Here is a 15606-nt window from a genome sequence, read left to right as displayed (position 1 = left end):
GGTTTGGCACCTCGATGTCGGCTCATCGCATCCTGGGGCTGGAGTAGGTCCCAAGGGTTGGGCTGTTCGCCCATTAAAGCGGTACGCGAGCTGGGTTCAGAACGTCGTGAGACAGTTCGGTCCCTATCCGTCGTGGGCGCAGGAAATTTGAGGAGAGCTGTCCTTAGTACGAGAGGACCGGGATGGACGCACCGCTGGTGTACCAGTTGTTCCGCCAGGAGCATCGCTGGGTAGCTACGTGCGGACGGGATAAGTGCTGAAAGCATCTAAGCATGAAGCCCCCTCCGAGATGAGATTTCCCTTTGAGCAATCAAGAAAGACCCCTCAGAGACGATGAGGTAGATAGGTCATGGGTGGAAGCACGGCGACGTGTGGAGCTGAATGATACTAATCGGTCGAGGCTTTGATCTAGTCTAACGGTTTGAGTGAATTGATGAGTCTTCAGTTTTGAGAGAACGATCTCTCTTGTCTGGTGGCGATAGCGAAGCGGCCACACCCGTTCCCATGCCGAACACGGAAGTTAAGCGCTTCAGCGCCGAAAGTAGTTGGGGGTCTCCCCCTGTGAGGATAGGACGTTGCCAGGCCAACGCGAAAGACGATCAAGCATCTGCTTGGTCGTTCTTTTTTTCATAAAAGTGTTGACGAATCACATATATAATGTTAATATAATAATTGTCTAGTGACGATAGCGAAGTGGTCACACCCGTTCCCATGCCGAACACGGAAGTTAAGTACTTCAGCGCCGAAAGTAGTTGGGGGTCTCCCCCTGTGAGGATAGGACGTTGCTAGGCCAACGCGAAGGACGATCAAGCATCTGCTTGGTCGTCCTTTTTTGTCGTGTCTTCCGAAATGAAACTTTTCATCTACTCCTCTCGTATGAAGAGACAGAAGAGGGGGAGTCCAGTATGCAAATCCGTGAAGCGACAGTCTCTGACTACGAGGCGTTCACTGAGGTTTCACGAGCGAGTTTTAAACAAGAGGCAGATCGTCTCCGACTACCATATCGTGACCTCAATATTGAACCGCCCGGCTATGATGACGAATCGATGAATCGTTATTTGATTGAGCAACTGACCTGTTATGTTATTGAACTCGACGGACAACTGATTGGGGGAACCGTCGTGACATTGACCGGACAGGAGTATGGTCGAATTGACCGCATTTTTATCCATCCCGAGCGACAAGGGCAAGGGATAGGGAAACGTGCGCTACAGTTGATCGAAGAACTTCATCCGACTGTACGAATTTGGGAGTTGGAGACGTCAGCAGTCCAACCCAACAATGTCGCATTTTATCGAGCAGCTGGTTACCAGTCCGTCTTCGAATCGGACGAGGAAATTTGTTTCATCAAACGAGTAAAGCAACCCGTAGATGAAGCAATCACATTGCGATATGAAGAGCGATCCATCAAAGGTGCCCAAGCGTATAGAATGGATGCGAGTCAAATCGTCATCACGAACAGTAACGTCTCAGAACTACGGGCCAGCAATTGTAATTTTACGAGAAGTCAGTTCCGCAATATCAACTTCAGGGAAGCCGAATTTGACGACTTAAATTTATCCGGCTCCCAATATCGGTTCGTCACCATGTACGAGTCGGGACGGCCGACGACGTTCTTCCATACGAACCTGACGAACACAATGATGAACAACTGTCGGCTCGATGGTGTCCAAATCGCAGACTCATCGATCGATGGCCTAACGATTGACGGGGTAAACATTCAAGACCTGTTAGAGCAACATCAAAAAGCGATTGGGGGAACTAAGACCTATGAGTGATATTTATCAAACACAACTCGACTTGCAACAGCGCCTCTCTGAACGAGACCGATTAGCCCGTAAATTGAAGACGCTTGATAAACAGATGGCTGAGCATGAGACCGTGCGAAAAGATTTGCTCAATTCATTCACGAAAGAACAACGCGATGTCTATGATCTAGAGTCATTCTCGCTCGTCAATACGTGGCGCAAGCTGCGGGGAACATTCAACGAGCAAAAAACGATTGAACTTGAAGAGGCAGCTAGAGCGGAATTAAAACTCCGAGAACATGAGGCGATGGTCGATGAGTTAGGGCTGGAACGTCGTGATTTATATGAAACCTTTGAGACGTATGACGGGATTGACGCAGAATGGGAAGCGTTCGTAAAAGAGAAAGAAGCTCACCTGAAACAGGATTCTGAGGTAAGGGAAGCCTTATATCGACTCACCAATCAACAGGTGGAAACAAATGAGGTGCTCATTGAGTATAAAGAAGCCATTAGTGCTGGAAATACAGCGCGTACTGCCATCTCCAAAACACTCAAACATCTCGACAGTGCGAAGGGTTGGTCGACATATGATACGTTCTTTGGAGGTGGCTTGATTGCCACAGCGATGAAACATGACGCTATCAGTGCTTCGGAGCGGAAGATGCATGAACTTCAAGCTGCGCTTGAACGTTTCTCGCGGGAATTGGCTGACGTGAAAGGCGTTGTCAGCGGCTTACAGGTCGAACGCGGGTCACTCATTCAGTTCGCTGACTATTTCCTCGACGATATTTTTTCTGAATGGACGATGCATGGACGAATCAATGATTCACTCGACAAGGTAAAAGGGCTCGATCGTGAAATCGCCAAACTTATTGAAAAAATGACGAGAGAAGTTGAACGCTTGGAACGACAACTCGAAGAGATTGAAACAAAACGAAAACAGCTCATCCTCACATGATGAGCTGTTTGGTCATTCTGATTGTTTCTGGACGAAGACGCCAGAGCCGACGTGAACAAGACGATTCGTTGTGATGGGACAAGCTGTGGATGACAAAATGGACAGGTAGACATTGGATTGGTACACTTCCTTTCTATATGAAGTGTACCAAAAGGAGGATTTAGATGAATGGTTTGATCGATTATATCGTCGACGAAGTCGGACAAAAGGAACATACGGTCATCGGAATCTCAGGACACGGCGGTGCCGGCAAGACGACGTTCGCTGATGCTTTACGTGCGCGTCTCGGGGACGTGAACTATATCAATACCGACCCTTATATCACGGATTCGACGTTACGGAAGAGCGCTATGCTCGACTATACGGTCGACGGTCAAGCGCATCACTACAAGATGACGGCTTGTCATCCGGCGGCGCATCATTTGCCTTCTCTTGAGCGTGATGTCCGGATGGTACGACAAGGCATCGGTTTTTATACGATCGACGTCCCGTATCTTGAACGGATGTGGATCGACCCGAAAAAACGGATTACCATCGTCGAAGGGATGAGCGTCGCCTTCCTCGCAACCGACTGGTGGGATGTTTCGGTCTATTTGTATACGGATAGCGACACCGAGTTTGACCGTCGTTCTGTCCGGGACATCCAAGAGCGGGGAATGGACCTCGCGTATCTGAAGGCTTCGCACGATGAGCGTCGTCTCCAATACGAACTGTTCATGCATCCGCATCGTGAGAAGTTCCAGGTGGTCGTGAACACGAGTGGAGACGAATGGATAAAGGATGTGACGTTGTGAAAAAACCAATCATATGGGTGATAGGTAGTTCGATTCTGGTGTTTGTGTTCATGGCCACTCAATTGTTATTTCCGATTACGTTTCAAGAATTTATCGCCATTCTCATCGCATCTGTTGTTTTGGGCATTGTTCCCGGTGTAATTGCCTCGATGTTGCATCAATTTATAACCACGAAAACAGACAAATGAGATACGTAGCCCCGCTCATGATGAGCGGTGACTGCGTAACGTTTCTTGGATCCCGAGTCCGAGCCGGTCTTGTTTGCGTTCGAGTTGATCCCATGTGAGCGAGCGATGGCGCAACGTGACGTCGTTCGCGATCGACTCGAGTGTGCGTTGCTTCTCGATGTTGTCGAGCCAGTAATAGACGTCGACCCCGTCCTCGTCGATTCGCCAGAACGATTTGACGACTTCAAATTCGTCGGCCCAATCACCGACCGGTTTAAATCCATACTTCTCGACGAACGGGTACGGGCGTTCTTCTCCAAGTGGATCGATGACGTTGCGGACGAACATGAGCTCGAGACCGGCGTGTTCGGTCGCCTCTAACAAGCGTTTCAAAGCGGGGAGCGGTTCAACTTCAACATTTTCGACGACATCGAACCAAACCCGTTTGCCGTCCGTGTCCCAGACGGTTGCTTCCACACTATATGGGGCGCCCGCTGTCGACGGGGCATACATCGTCAAATCAAACGTGAACGGGATATGCTCTTCGGCACCAGGTTCGAGCACGGCCGATAGAGGGATCGGGACTTCTTGAAGGTCGGCCTCGCGGTTGAACTCGTTGCCCTCGAGCGTGATGTCTTTAAAGGTCGTCAAAAAGTTAAGCGTCAACTCCTGCAGTCGCACGACATGTGAAGTGGTGTTCGACACGCGTAACGTTCCATGGACGGTTTCGTTCGGTAGAAACGGTACGGTGTGAAAATAGACGGATGCATCCAGTTCGGAAAAGAACCATTTTTTAAAGCGATTACCCCATTTCGACATGACAGTCGCGCTCCTTTTCTCTAGTAAGTTACACTTCTTATCATGTTCCCGATTCCAATTCTCAAAAAACATTTAGAAAAAGGTTGCATTTTATAACTACTTCACTTATTATAGAGGATGTCGAAACAATTCAAACCATCGCGGGGTGGAGCAGTCTGGTAGCTCGTCGGGCTCATAACCCGAAGGTCGTCGGTTCAAATCCGGCCCCCGCAACCAATTTTTATTTAATTTCATATGTCGTCGCGGGGTGGAGCAGTCTGGTAGCTCGTCGGGCTCATAACCCGAAGGTCGTTGGTTCAAATCCAGCCCCCGCAACCAATTTTTTAAATGAGATAGCGAAACGATGACGTTTCGTGTTTTTTTTTGCGTAAAATTGAGTGTACAATGAGTACGTATCGCTAGAACCACTAAAGGAGAAACATCATGTATACATTGATTACCCATTCCGCGGCCGAGACGCAGGCGGTGGCAGAAAAACTCGCCACGCTCGTCAAAGCCGGGACGGTCATAACGTTGGACGGGGACCTTGGTGCCGGTAAGACGACGTTCACTCAAGGCTTTGGCAAAGGTCTCGGTGTCACGCGTAACGTCAACAGCCCGACGTTCACCATCATGAAACAATATCAAGGGCGCTTGCCGCTCTACCATATGGACGTCTATCGTCTCGAAGATACGGGGGACGATATCGGCCTTGAAGAATACATCAACGGCGATGGTGTCGCCATCGTCGAGTGGTCGAACTTGATCGAATCGTCACTGCCGACGGAACGGCTCGCCATCACGATCGAGCGCACCGGTGACGAGGAACGTCAACTGACGTTCGCTCCCGTCGGTGATGCGTATGACACGCTCGTGCAGGAGGTGCTCGCATGAAGCAACTCATGATTGACACGTCGACGACACGTCTATCTGTCGCGCTCAGCGAACACGGACAGATTCAAGCCGAGGCAACGGTCATGGTCTCGAAAAACCATGCCGTCACGCTCATGCCGATGATTGAACAGCTGATGCATGCCGTTAAATGGACACCAACCGAACTCGAACGTATCGTCGTGACGACGGGACCAGGCTCATACACGGGAATCCGCATCGGGGTGACGACAGCGAAGACGCTCGCCTATACACTGCAAATCCCGCTCATCGGGGTCTCGGCACTCCGTCTAATGGCGGCGGCCCCGAACACGGATCTACCGGTCGTCTCGCTCATCGACGCCCGCCGAGGGAACGCTTATATCGGATACTATCAACAAAACGAGGCCATGACACCAGACCGTCACGCCTCGGTCGCTGCTTGGCTCGAAGCCAATATCACAGGACCGTTCGTCGTCGTCGGCGACGTCGAGCCGTTCCGTGACGTCTTGGCCGCGTATGAGTATACAGAAGCACCGGCCGCGCATAGTTACGGCCGGGCGAGCGACCTCGTCGCCTTAGGTGAAGTCACGAATGATGTCCATGCGTTTGAGCCCGAGTATCTTCGTCTCGCTGAGGCGGAAGCGAAATGGCTCGAGGGACAGAACAATGGCTGACATTCAAATCCGTCGCATGAACTGGCTCGACGTCGACGAAGTGACCAAAGTCGAGGAAGCCTCGTTCGCCATTCCTTGGACGAAAGAAGCGTTCATGAACGAGATGCTCCGCAATGATCAAGCGATTTACTTCGTCGCTGTACATGAACGGCGTATCGTCGGTTTCGTCGGCGTCTGGCAAATCGTAGACGAGGGGCATATCACGAACATCGCTGTCTTACCGGAATATCGCGGGCAAGGCATCGGCAATCTGCTCCTGACGCAACTCGTCGAATTTGCCCGTTCAAAGTCACTCGCGGCGCTCACGCTCGAAGTGCGTGTCTCCAACATCGGTGCCCAAAAGTTGTATGAACAGTTTGGTTTTGAAAATGCGGGACGCCGGAAACGATATTACCAAGACAATAATGAAGACGCCTATATTTACTGGGCGAAGTTAGGAAGTGAATCAGAATGAACACATCGCTCATTCTCGCGATCGAGTCGAGCTGTGATGAGACGTCCGTTGCGCTCGTGCGTGACGGCAAGACGCTCTTATCAAACGTCGTCTCGTCGCAGATTGAAAGCCATAAACGGTTCGGCGGGGTCGTGCCCGAGGTCGCCTCGCGCCATCACGTCGAACGAATCACGTACGTCATCGATGACGCTCTTAGCGAAGCCGGTGTGACGATGCAAGACGTCGACGCCGTCGCGGTCACACAAGGACCGGGTCTCGTCGGGGCGCTCCTCGTCGGAATCAGTGCGGCCAAGGCCCTCGCGTTCGCCCACAGCAAACCGCTCATCGGGGTCCACCATATCGCCGGACATATTTACGCGAACGAGCTCGTCGAAGAGATGGAGTTCCCACTCGTCTGTCTTGTCGTCTCGGGTGGACATACGGAGCTCGTCTATATGCCGGAGCACGGTGTGTTCGAAGTCATCGGTGAGACACGTGACGATGCGGCCGGAGAAGCATATGACAAAGTCGCACGGACGCTCAGTCTGCCGTATCCGGGTGGTCCTGCCATCGATCGTCTCGCGGCCGATGGGGAAGACACGTACAAGTTCCCACGGGTTCGGCTTGAAGCAGGGAGTTTCGACTTCAGCTTCAGCGGGCTCAAGTCATCGGTCATCAACGCCGTCCACAATGCCGAACAGCGCGGGGAGACGGTCATCCCTGAGAACTTGGCGGCCAGCTTCCAAGCGAGCGTCGTCGAAGTGCTCGTCGAGAAAGCGATTCGTGCCGTGAAAGAGAAGGGCGCGAAGCAGCTGCTCGTCGCGGGCGGTGTCGCAGCCAACCGTGGACTCCGCGCTGCGCTCAAAGAAGCGACGGACCGCGAAGGCATCCGCCTCGTCATCCCGCCACTCGATCTATGCGGAGACAACGCCGGTATGATTGGAGTCGCGGCACATCACGCGTATGTGCGCGGAAAGCGCGATACACTGGCGATGAATGCGGTTCCTGGGTTATCCTTAGAAGAGAGCATGACAGTCTAGGGGGAAAATAAACAGATGATGAAACGCATAATCATTGGAGGTCTGGTCGTACTGCTCGTCGTCGCGACGTTTTTGCAAGTACGGGAGATCATCCGCGCTTATAATATCGCCTATCAAGAAGAAATCGTTCCGGAAGCGACACGCGTTAGGTCGCTCACGGGAGCGGAATCGCTCGAAGGCATCGGCCGGGTCACAGGTGAGAACACGCTCATCGAGACGTTGTATGGCTATAAGAGCCTAGACGACCAAGACATCGAAAGCGTCATCGTCGTCGACCGCAACCTCGGCGTTCAGCCGAAAGCGAGCGACGCGTATTACCAAATCGCACCGGGTCGAGAAGCGACCGAAGAAGAGGCGGCGAAGTTTGAGGACATCGTCAACGAATTTGACGAAGAGCAACTGTTCGCGCAAGTCATCTCGACGCATGAGGCGAAGTATGTGACGAACGACGAAGAGACGCTCACATTCTACAAAGTGTTCGTCCGTGACGTCGATACGAACGAGTACGTGTTCTTCATCACGGAAGACGGCATCAAGCTCGACTTCCACACGCGCGGATTCCAACCGCTTCGTTACTTCTAACGCAAAAAAGTTCAGCCTTCGAGCTGAACTTTTTTGCGTTTTTCAATCTGTTTAACAAATATCGATGCGAACGTGATACACGACATCCGTTTTTCTTCGGTATTTGGATCGAATTCAATTTTTAAGGCGGGTACGAGCACTTCGCCGCCGGCGGTTACTAACGCCTGCTCGATTGTGTCGACCGCAGCACAATATTTTGGATAGTCTGTATCCCCTGAGCCGAACGCAGCACAAGCTAGGCTCCGTAACTGAGCTTGCTCTAAATCATCGACAAACCCTTCAGCCTCGTAAGGCAAATCGCCGTCACCCCATGTATAGGCACCGAGTAAAATGCCATCATATTCTAGTAGTGTGTCGATCGATAGCGATTCTAAATCATCGCTCGTTGAGACGACGTGCCCTGCCTCTTGTATTGTATGTTGTAACAGATGCGCGATGTCTTCCGTGTTTCCAGACATGCTGACGTATCCAATTAAGATTTTCATAGTAATCACCTCCCTTACACAGTAATTGAAAATGATTATCATTGTCAACGGGAGTATGTTTTTATGACATAAAAAAACCATGTCCTCTATTGCAGGACATGGCAGCTTACTTTTGAGGCCGTCGATAATTTTCACGATGCCAGTTGTTAACTCGGCTCACGACATAGACGATCAAGGCGAGCACCCACATGAGGAGCGTCGACTGATAGAAGTGGCCCCATACCGAACCGGGCGTGTAAAAGCTGTGCACGGTCACATCGACCGGCCAGACGACGAGGCGGATAAACAGCGTGCTCATGAGCAGACCGCTCAACAAGCTGATGACAATCCCGCTCCACGTCTGGATGATGAAGCCGATGACGACCGGGAGGAAATAAAACAAGAACGACGGGACGACAGTCGGTTCCCCACGAATTAGTTCGGATACGTACTCCGTCCCGGTCGGCACGATGTAGGCGAGACCGGTCAGGAAGGCGTGCATCCATTCGATTCGCATCGCACGGAATCGCATCATGAATGGAGATCCTCCCATTCTGCGTACAGTGCCGTGATTGATTCTTTCGTCGCGTCGGACTCGGTCGACAGTTCCTGTGCCCGGGCGAAGTCGTTGAAGACGTCTGGTTCACACAACAGTTGCTCGATTTCTTCGAGCCGGGCCTCGTGTTGTTCGATCGTGAGTTCGATCTCCTCGATCCGTTGTTTCATCCGACGCTCCTCACGTTGTTGTTCCTTGTCGGCGCGCTGTTTCTTGACGATGACTTGTTTCGTCTCTTCGCGGGCGAGTCGAGCCAGTTCTTCGAGTTCTTCTTTCTTTTCGACGTAATACGAGTAATCGCCGAGGTATTCATCGATGCCGTTCGGCGTGATCTCTAGGACGCGTGTCGCCAGCCGATCGATGAAGTACCGATCGTGGGACACGAACAGGATCGTGCCCGGATAGTCGACGAGTGCGTTCTCGAGAATCATCTTCGAGTCGAGGTCCAAGTGGTTCGTCGGCTCATCCAAGATGAGCAAGTTCGGTTGCTCGAGCTTCAGTTTCGCGAGCGTCAAACGGGCCCGTTCTCCACCCGACAGTTCATGGACGCGTTTCATGACGTCGTCACCGCTGAACAGGAACTGACCGAGCAGACTCCGCACTTCTTGTTCGCGCATGAGCGGCCAGTCGTTCCAAATCTCGTCGATGACGCGGTTGGCGTCCGACAAGTTCTGTTGCTCCTGATCGTAATAGCCGATCTCGACGCCGGTACCGTAGCGGATGTCACCGGTGAGGGCCGGCTGTTGTTTCGTCAACACTTTCAAAAGCGTCGACTTACCGACCCCGTTCGGACCGACGAGAGCGACCGATTCACCGCGCTGCAGTTGGAAACGGAGATGCTGAGCGATTGATTCCTCATAACCGATGGCGAGATCGCTGCCGCTCAACACGTCGTTCCCGCTTTGACGTTTGATTGCGAACGAGAGGACGGCACTGCGCTCGTCACCGTCCGGCGCTTCCATCCGGTCGACTTTCTCGAGACGTTTGCGGACGCTCTGCGCCCGTTTCGTCGTCGTCGCCCGGGCGATGTTGCGCTGGATGAAGTCCTGCATCTTGGCGATTTCTTCTTGTTGGGATTCGAACTGCTTCTTCTCTTGCTCGTAGATCGCGGCCTTCTGCTCGAGATATTTCGTATAGTTGCCGACGAAGCGACGGCTCCGGTGGCGTGACAATTCATAGACAACCGAGACGACGCGGTCGAGGAAGTAGCGGTCGTGGGAGACGATGAGGACGGCGCCTTTATAGCCGCTCAAATACTTCTCGAGCCAGCCGAGCGTCTCGATGTCCAAATGGTTCGTCGGCTCATCCAAGATGAGCAGGTCCGGGCTTTGCAGCAGCATCTTCGCGAGGGCGAGACGCGTCCGTTGTCCGCCCGAGAGCGTATCGATGCGGCGTTCGAAGTCGTCCGGATAGAAACGCATCCCGTGGAGGACGGAGCGGATCGTCGCCTCGTATTGATAGCCGCCGCGGTCTTTGAACGTATGCTGTTCTTCATCGTAAGACGACAGCAGGCGCTCATAGGCGGCCGGGTCGTTCAAGATGCGCTCAGACCCCATGTCTTGTTCCATGCGGCGGAGCGTTTTCTCTTGCTCGATCAAATCGGTGAAGACGGTCAGCATCTCGTTCCAAATCGTCTCGTTCGATTCGAGTCCTGAGTCTTGGGCGAGATAGCCGATCGTCACGTCTTTCGGCTTCATGATATCGCCCGAGTCATAGTTGTATTCCCCGGCGATGACTTTGAGCAATGTCGACTTGCCAGCGCCGTTACGGCCGACGAGGGCGACGCGTTCGCCTTCTTGAATTTCTAGTTTGACGTTCTCTAAAATCGGCTCGACGCCGAATGATTTCGATAAGTTATTGACTTGCAGTAGGATCAAGTGAAAAAACCCCTTTCTCTCTATTTAGTATACTGTATTTTTTAGTCTTTTCAGGTATATTCGTTGAGTGGTTATGTGAATTCGTTTACAATCAAGGTGTATGAAATTAGATTCGTTTGAAACGCGTCGTAAAAAGGAGGCTCTTTCCGTTGAGTCAAAACGAACCAAAGATTCCGCAAGCGACAGCCAAACGGTTGCCACTATACTATCGGTTTATCCAAAGCCTACATTCATCAGGAAAACAGCGTGTCTCTTCTGCTGAACTGAGCGAGGCGGTCAAGGTCGATTCGGCCACGATTCGTCGTGATTTTTCGTACTTCGGTGCGCTCGGTAAAAAGGGATATGGCTATAACGTACAGTATCTGTTAGACTTTTTCCGTAAGACACTGAATCAGGACGAGATTACGAACGTCGCCTTGGTCGGGGTTGGTCATCTCGGGACAGCTTTCGTCAACTATAACTTCCTTAAAAACAATAACACACATATCGTCGTCGGGTTCGACGCAGACGAGACAAAAGTCGGCACGACGATGTCCGGTGTCCCGATTCATCACGTCGATGAGATGGAACAGATCATGAAGCAAAACAAGATTGACGTCGCCATTTTGACGGTGCCGTCTGCCTATGCACAGCCTGTCGCGGATGACTTGGTCCGCTTCGGCATCAAAGGCATCTTGAACTTCACACCGGCACGACTCACTGTGCCGGATACGGTCCGCGTGCATCATATCGACTTGTCAATCGAACTCCAGTCGCTCATTTACTTTATGCAACACTATCCATCTGCTGAGGGGGTCCATCAATAATGGAACTACTATCATCGTTACTCGTCGTCGGTATTCCAGGCGGAGCAAGTCTGTTTGTCATCGCGATTATCGCGCTCATCATCTTCGGGCCGAAGAAATTGCCTGAATTCGGACGCGCCGCCGGACAGACGCTCCGTGAGTTCAAAAATGCCACGAGTGGCATGATGAACGAGCATGACGAGAAAGACAAGAAAGAAATTGAGAAGAAAGAGCAGTAAGCGATGAGCCATCAACCTGATCAAGAACGGGCACTGTCCGACCACTTGACAGAGCTGCGGAGACGACTGATGCTGTCGGCATTTGTCGTCTTTGCCTTCTTTTTGATTGCTTTGCCGAGTGTCAAATACGTGCTCGCCTATCTCCAGGCCGACCTCGTCGAACGAGGCCTCGAGCTGAACGCCTTTGGGGTCGCGGACCCGCTCATGATTTACTTGAACTTGGCGCTCGTCATCGGGCTCGTCGCGGCTGGTCCGTTTCTACTGTATCAACTGTGGGCGTTCGTCGCACCTGGTCTGCATCCGAACGAGCGGAAAGCGACGCTCGCTTATATTCCGATCATCTTTATCTTGTTCCTCGTCGGTTTGGCGTTTGCCTACTATTGGTTGTTCCCGCTCGTCCTCGATATCTCGACGGACCTCGGGCAAGACCTCGGTCTGACACAAATCATCGGGGCTTCGAACTACTTCACGTTCTTGTTGCAACTGACGATCCCATTCGGTCTATTGTTCCAGTTGCCGGTCGTGACGATGTTCTTGACGCGCATCGGTGTCGTGACACCGTACTTCCTGTCATCGATTCGGAAGTACGCCTACTTCGCCTTGTTCGTCGTCGCAGCCTTCATCACGCCGCCGGATTTGACGTCGCACCTCATGGTGTCGCTGCCGCTCTTCTTCTTGTATGAGATCAGCTTGTCGATCTCACGCATCACGTACCGGGGCGTGCTCCGACGTGAGAAAGAGGCGTTGGTGAAAGAACAGATGGATTTGATGAAACAAATGAATGAGAAGTGAACACCATGTCATGCGACGTGGTGTTTTTTTTGATTTTAGGGCTATTCAATTTTGAAAAAACAACTTAAAATTAGGAGGGTTAAATCAAAAAAATGGATTATTTTTGAAAGTTATGCATTCATAAACAGAAATGAGGAGAGTAATGAAGAAGTGGTTATGGAGCATGCTCGTGGTGCTCGTCATGATGGTAGCGCCAGGAGTAGAAGTCCGAGCAGAGGACTATGCCAAACCGGAAATCATTCCGGCAGGAGAAGTCGTAGGAGATAGTGGATATGTGTGGCGTTCGGGAGATCCGGAGACGCTTGTTCACATTCAGACCGGTGAGGAATATACGTTACCGATTCGTGTGTCTGCTGCTTACAATATGTATGCCATCGGAGACGGCCGATTTATGTTAAAAGGGTGGCCGGATTGGGTGATGTGGGATATACGTACGAATGTGGCGACGACATTCCCAATCGAAGCAGGAAGTGAGAATCGACTCGTCTCAACGAATGTAACAACAGGAATGATGTTATGGGCTGATGACGAAAAGTATATCATCACATCGATGTCAGGTGATATTCTCGGATCGCTCACGAAAGGCAGTGGTCAGGTATACAGTCTGCTCGACGATGGCAACGTCCTCTCATTCGCCGACGGTCAAGTGACGAAGCGGACGGTGACAGGAGAAGTGCTTGAGACAATCAGTTCCTATTCAGGACAGGTGAGGTGGGCCCGTCACATGAAAGAAGCGAATCAATGGTTCGTGATCAAAAGTGATGACTCGGAGCACATGTTTATTTTCGATTTGGCGACGAAACGATGGATTGAGAAGGATGCACCAAACGTAAGTAATCTTACGTGGAAAGACGGCACCTACTACTTCATGACGCGAGAAATGTATACGACATTCTATGTCAGTTATAACGTCAGCACGAATGAGTGGAAAGAGGCACCGATTGATGACGCTGACATTCGACAACACGGTCCGTGGTACGTTTATGGTATGAAGAAGACGGAAGTGTACACGCCGGAGTCTTTATGGAAAGCACCATGGCAACTGAATGTCGATGTGCCGAAAACGACGACTCGCTATGAGGTAGGTCGTCCTTACGAGGTCAGCGGAACGGCCACACTCGTCGATGGTACGGCCTTACCGATTCCAGCGACTGAGTTGACGGCACGTTTAGCCTATCAAGACGACCCGTTCGTTTGGGAGCAAGGGAAACTGACGTTACAGACGAATGAGTCGTATGACATGATTTTTAAGTGGAACGATTTTGAGCGCCGGTTAGACTTATGGGCATCGAACTATGTGCCGCTCACGCTCGACCCGCCAACCGGTGTCTTAGGCCCGATCAGCGGGAAGACGGCACCGAACACGCCGGTGTTTGTCAGTGTGACGAAAAACTTGTATCAATCGAACTCATCGGATTCATTGTTGAACTATCAATCGGCGACGATCCGATCGGATGAGTCGGGGCGCTATACGTGGCAACCGGCGCGGTGGTTCACACCTGGATCGCGTGTGACTGTGAAAATCGGTAGTGGGTCAGGTGTTTACGCCGATCCGATTGAACTTCAGACGGTCAAAGAAAGTGACGATACCTCATCAAATGGTATCTCGGTTCTGACGAAAACGGTCACTTCAGGTGTCACATTGAAAACGACGCCGAACGCCGCAGTGGATGTGTTGATTCGCAGTGGGAAATACTACGAAATTTCGAACGAGCAGGCAGATGAGGACGGACTCATTTCGATTAAAGAGTTTAATACGATGCCTGTAGACATCGGAACCAAAGTCTACTTTAAATTGAAAGAGGCACCCGCTTCAGCGTTCCGGCTCACAACCGTGGACACAAGAGTGGAACCGCCTGTCTTTTCGTGGACTCGGACACCGTTGATGTATGACAAATCCATCAACGTCACATCGAGTACCGATCAGGCTTACCGCATCTATCGAAATGGGACGCATGTGGCGACAACACGCGTCATGCCGTACACGTTCGATACCCCATTGAAGGAAGGGGATGTCATCCTCGTCACACGTTCGAGCGGCGATGCGACGTACGAACTCACAAAGACGGTCCGTGCGTTCACTCCGACGCTCAGTGTGACGGACACGTTGATGACAAAGACACAAGCGACGCTCACGATCAAGAAGACGAGCACGGCGACGGTGCGCTTTTATGTGAACGACAAGCTCGTCTCGGCCAAACGCCTCTCAACGACGCGTTATACCGTTCCGGCCAAACCGGGGGATCGCGTTCGCGTCCGGGCCTCGGTCGGTTCGAAATCGCGTGACGTCTCGCTCGGGCTGCCGAAGACGTCGCTGTCGACGCTCTCGATTAACGATGAGAAATCGCTCTGGGTCGGGTACATGATCCCGAACAGCACGGTCACGTTGAAAAAAGGCTCAACGGTGCTCGCTACAGCGAAAGCAAGTAGCACCGGACGTGTGACGCTCCGCTTCACCCGTCAACCGGTCAATACGACGCTCTCGTTGACGAGCCAAAGCGGAACGTTTCGACACATGCAGACGGTGAAAGTGACGACTGGACCGACACCGACGCTCGTGACGACGATTCCGTCGAGCGCATCGAAGACAGTGAAGGCGACATCGAACGTCGCGTACGGCACATTGACGCTCACGCGGGGGTCGACGGTCCTCGCGAAGAAGACGGTGACGTCGACGTCGACAACGCTCAGTTTCACCCCACAGAAGAAAGGAACGAAATTGACACTCCGTCTCGTGACACCAAAAGGCCGAAGCGTGACGAAGACGATTTATGTTCGTTGACAAAGAAGTCATTCGCGATGATGCGGATGGCTTTTTTTAGAGAT

17 protein-coding genes, 2 tRNA genes and 3 rRNA genes (1 of these 22 running past the window's edge) are annotated in these 15606 nt (G+C 51.8%); 18 read left to right on the top strand and 4 right to left on the bottom strand.

Annotation, left to right across the window (positions count from 1 at the left end; translation table 11 throughout):
- From NMQ00_RS13990 to NMQ00_RS13960, 7 genes are all read left to right on the top strand, one after another.
- Positions 1-411, top strand: a 23S ribosomal RNA gene (locus NMQ00_RS13990); it begins 2503 nt to the left of the window's first position.
- Positions 412-468: 57 nt separating this feature from the next.
- Positions 469-584: ribosomal RNA gene (gene rrf, locus NMQ00_RS13985) — 5S ribosomal RNA — on the top strand.
- A 91-nt stretch (positions 585-675) separates the two neighbouring features.
- Positions 676-791: ribosomal RNA gene (rrf, locus tag NMQ00_RS13980) — 5S ribosomal RNA — on the top strand.
- A gap of 114 nt (positions 792-905) precedes the next feature.
- Entirely contained in the window at positions 906-1778 is an 873-nt protein-coding gene (locus NMQ00_RS13975; RefSeq protein ID WP_255177173.1) for a GNAT family N-acetyltransferase, read from the top strand.
- A complete protein-coding gene (locus NMQ00_RS13970) occupies positions 1771-2706 on the top strand; it encodes a coiled-coil domain-containing protein (protein ID WP_255177172.1) in 936 nt (311 codons plus the stop codon). Before NMQ00_RS13975 ends, NMQ00_RS13970 begins: the two co-directional genes overlap by 8 nt.
- A gap of 164 nt (positions 2707-2870) precedes the next feature.
- Positions 2871-3500 carry a uridine kinase family protein gene (locus NMQ00_RS13965; protein WP_255177171.1) on the top strand — a complete coding sequence of 210 codons (630 nt, stop codon included), beginning with the start codon at positions 2871-2873 and terminating at the stop codon, positions 3498-3500.
- Positions 3497-3688 (top strand): hypothetical protein, encoded by a 192-nt coding sequence (locus NMQ00_RS13960; RefSeq protein WP_255177170.1) that lies wholly within the window; start codon positions 3497-3499, stop codon positions 3686-3688. Before NMQ00_RS13965 ends, NMQ00_RS13960 begins: the two co-directional genes overlap by 4 nt.
- Positions 3689-3703: 15 nt before the next feature.
- Here NMQ00_RS13960 and NMQ00_RS13955 read toward each other — a convergent pair whose 3' ends face one another.
- Positions 3704-4486 (bottom strand): sporulation protein, encoded by a 783-nt coding sequence (locus tag NMQ00_RS13955; protein ID WP_255177169.1) that lies wholly within the window; start codon positions 4484-4486, stop codon positions 3704-3706.
- Between the two features lie 139 nt (positions 4487-4625).
- On the opposite strand from NMQ00_RS13955, the gene NMQ00_RS13950 reads away from it, so the two are divergent.
- The 7 genes from NMQ00_RS13950 (at position 4626) to NMQ00_RS13920 (ending at position 8067) form a co-directional block, all read left to right on the top strand.
- Positions 4626-4702, top strand: a tRNA-Met gene (locus NMQ00_RS13950).
- A 25-nt stretch (positions 4703-4727) separates the two neighbouring features.
- A tRNA-Met gene (locus tag NMQ00_RS13945) sits at positions 4728-4804 on the top strand.
- Positions 4805-4909: 105 nt separating this feature from the next.
- Positions 4910-5359 (top strand): tRNA (adenosine(37)-N6)-threonylcarbamoyltransferase complex ATPase subunit type 1 TsaE, encoded by a 450-nt coding sequence (gene tsaE, locus NMQ00_RS13940; RefSeq protein WP_255177168.1) that lies wholly within the window; start codon positions 4910-4912, stop codon positions 5357-5359.
- Positions 5356-6012, top strand: coding sequence for a tRNA (adenosine(37)-N6)-threonylcarbamoyltransferase complex dimerization subunit type 1 TsaB (gene tsaB, locus NMQ00_RS13935; RefSeq protein WP_255177167.1), 657 nt, complete (start codon positions 5356-5358; stop codon positions 6010-6012). Before tsaE ends, tsaB begins: the two co-directional genes overlap by 4 nt.
- Positions 6005-6466 carry a ribosomal protein S18-alanine N-acetyltransferase gene (rimI, locus tag NMQ00_RS13930; RefSeq protein WP_255177166.1) on the top strand — a complete coding sequence of 154 codons (462 nt, stop codon included), beginning with the start codon at positions 6005-6007 and terminating at the stop codon, positions 6464-6466. The genes tsaB and rimI overlap by 8 nt, the downstream gene beginning before the upstream one ends.
- Positions 6463-7485 (top strand): tRNA (adenosine(37)-N6)-threonylcarbamoyltransferase complex transferase subunit TsaD, encoded by a 1023-nt coding sequence (tsaD, locus tag NMQ00_RS13925; RefSeq protein WP_255177165.1) that lies wholly within the window; start codon positions 6463-6465, stop codon positions 7483-7485. The genes rimI and tsaD overlap by 4 nt, the downstream gene beginning before the upstream one ends.
- Before the next feature lie 15 nt (positions 7486-7500).
- Positions 7501-8067 (top strand): hypothetical protein, encoded by a 567-nt coding sequence (locus NMQ00_RS13920; protein WP_255177164.1) that lies wholly within the window; start codon positions 7501-7503, stop codon positions 8065-8067.
- 11 nt (positions 8068-8078) lie between these two features.
- Here NMQ00_RS13920 and NMQ00_RS13915 read toward each other — a convergent pair whose 3' ends face one another.
- The 3 genes from NMQ00_RS13915 to NMQ00_RS13905 form a co-directional block, all read right to left on the bottom strand.
- The gene (locus tag NMQ00_RS13915) at positions 8079-8552 is read right to left on the bottom strand and encodes a flavodoxin (RefSeq protein WP_255177163.1); all 474 of its coding nucleotides are present in this window, start codon (positions 8550-8552) and stop codon (positions 8079-8081) included.
- Between the two features lie 106 nt (positions 8553-8658).
- On the bottom strand, positions 8659-9066 hold the full coding sequence (locus tag NMQ00_RS13910) for a hypothetical protein (protein WP_255177162.1): 408 nt from the start codon (positions 9064-9066) through the stop codon (positions 8659-8661).
- Positions 9063-10964, bottom strand: a complete 1902-nt coding sequence (locus NMQ00_RS13905) for an ABC-F family ATP-binding cassette domain-containing protein (protein ID WP_255177161.1) — start codon at positions 10962-10964, stop codon at positions 9063-9065. The genes NMQ00_RS13910 and NMQ00_RS13905 overlap by 4 nt, the downstream gene beginning before the upstream one ends.
- A 149-nt stretch (positions 10965-11113) precedes the next feature.
- Between NMQ00_RS13905 and NMQ00_RS13900 the strand changes: the two genes are divergently transcribed.
- The 4 genes from NMQ00_RS13900 (at position 11114) to NMQ00_RS13885 (ending at position 15562) form a co-directional block, all read left to right on the top strand.
- The gene (locus tag NMQ00_RS13900) at positions 11114-11770 is read left to right on the top strand and encodes a redox-sensing transcriptional repressor Rex (protein WP_029596207.1); all 657 of its coding nucleotides are present in this window, start codon (positions 11114-11116) and stop codon (positions 11768-11770) included.
- Complete coding sequence (locus tag NMQ00_RS13895; protein ID WP_255177160.1) at positions 11770-11988, top strand: twin-arginine translocase TatA/TatE family subunit; 219 nt, start codon at positions 11770-11772, stop codon at positions 11986-11988. The genes NMQ00_RS13900 and NMQ00_RS13895 overlap by 1 nt, the downstream gene beginning before the upstream one ends.
- A 3-nt stretch (positions 11989-11991) precedes the next feature.
- Positions 11992-12780, top strand: a complete 789-nt coding sequence (gene tatC, locus NMQ00_RS13890; RefSeq protein ID WP_255177159.1) for a twin-arginine translocase subunit TatC — start codon at positions 11992-11994, stop codon at positions 12778-12780.
- Between the two features lie 142 nt (positions 12781-12922).
- A complete protein-coding gene (locus NMQ00_RS13885) occupies positions 12923-15562 on the top strand; it encodes a hypothetical protein (RefSeq protein ID WP_255177158.1) in 2640 nt (879 codons plus the stop codon).
- The last annotated feature ends 44 nt before the right edge of the window (positions 15563-15606 follow it).

Source organism: Exiguobacterium aurantiacum (assembly GCF_024362205.1).
Lineage (GTDB): Bacteria > Bacillota > Bacilli > Exiguobacteriales > Exiguobacteriaceae > Exiguobacterium > Exiguobacterium aurantiacum_B.
Note: the sequence above shows the minus strand (reverse complement) of the source record. Positions and strands in the feature narration are given on the sequence as shown.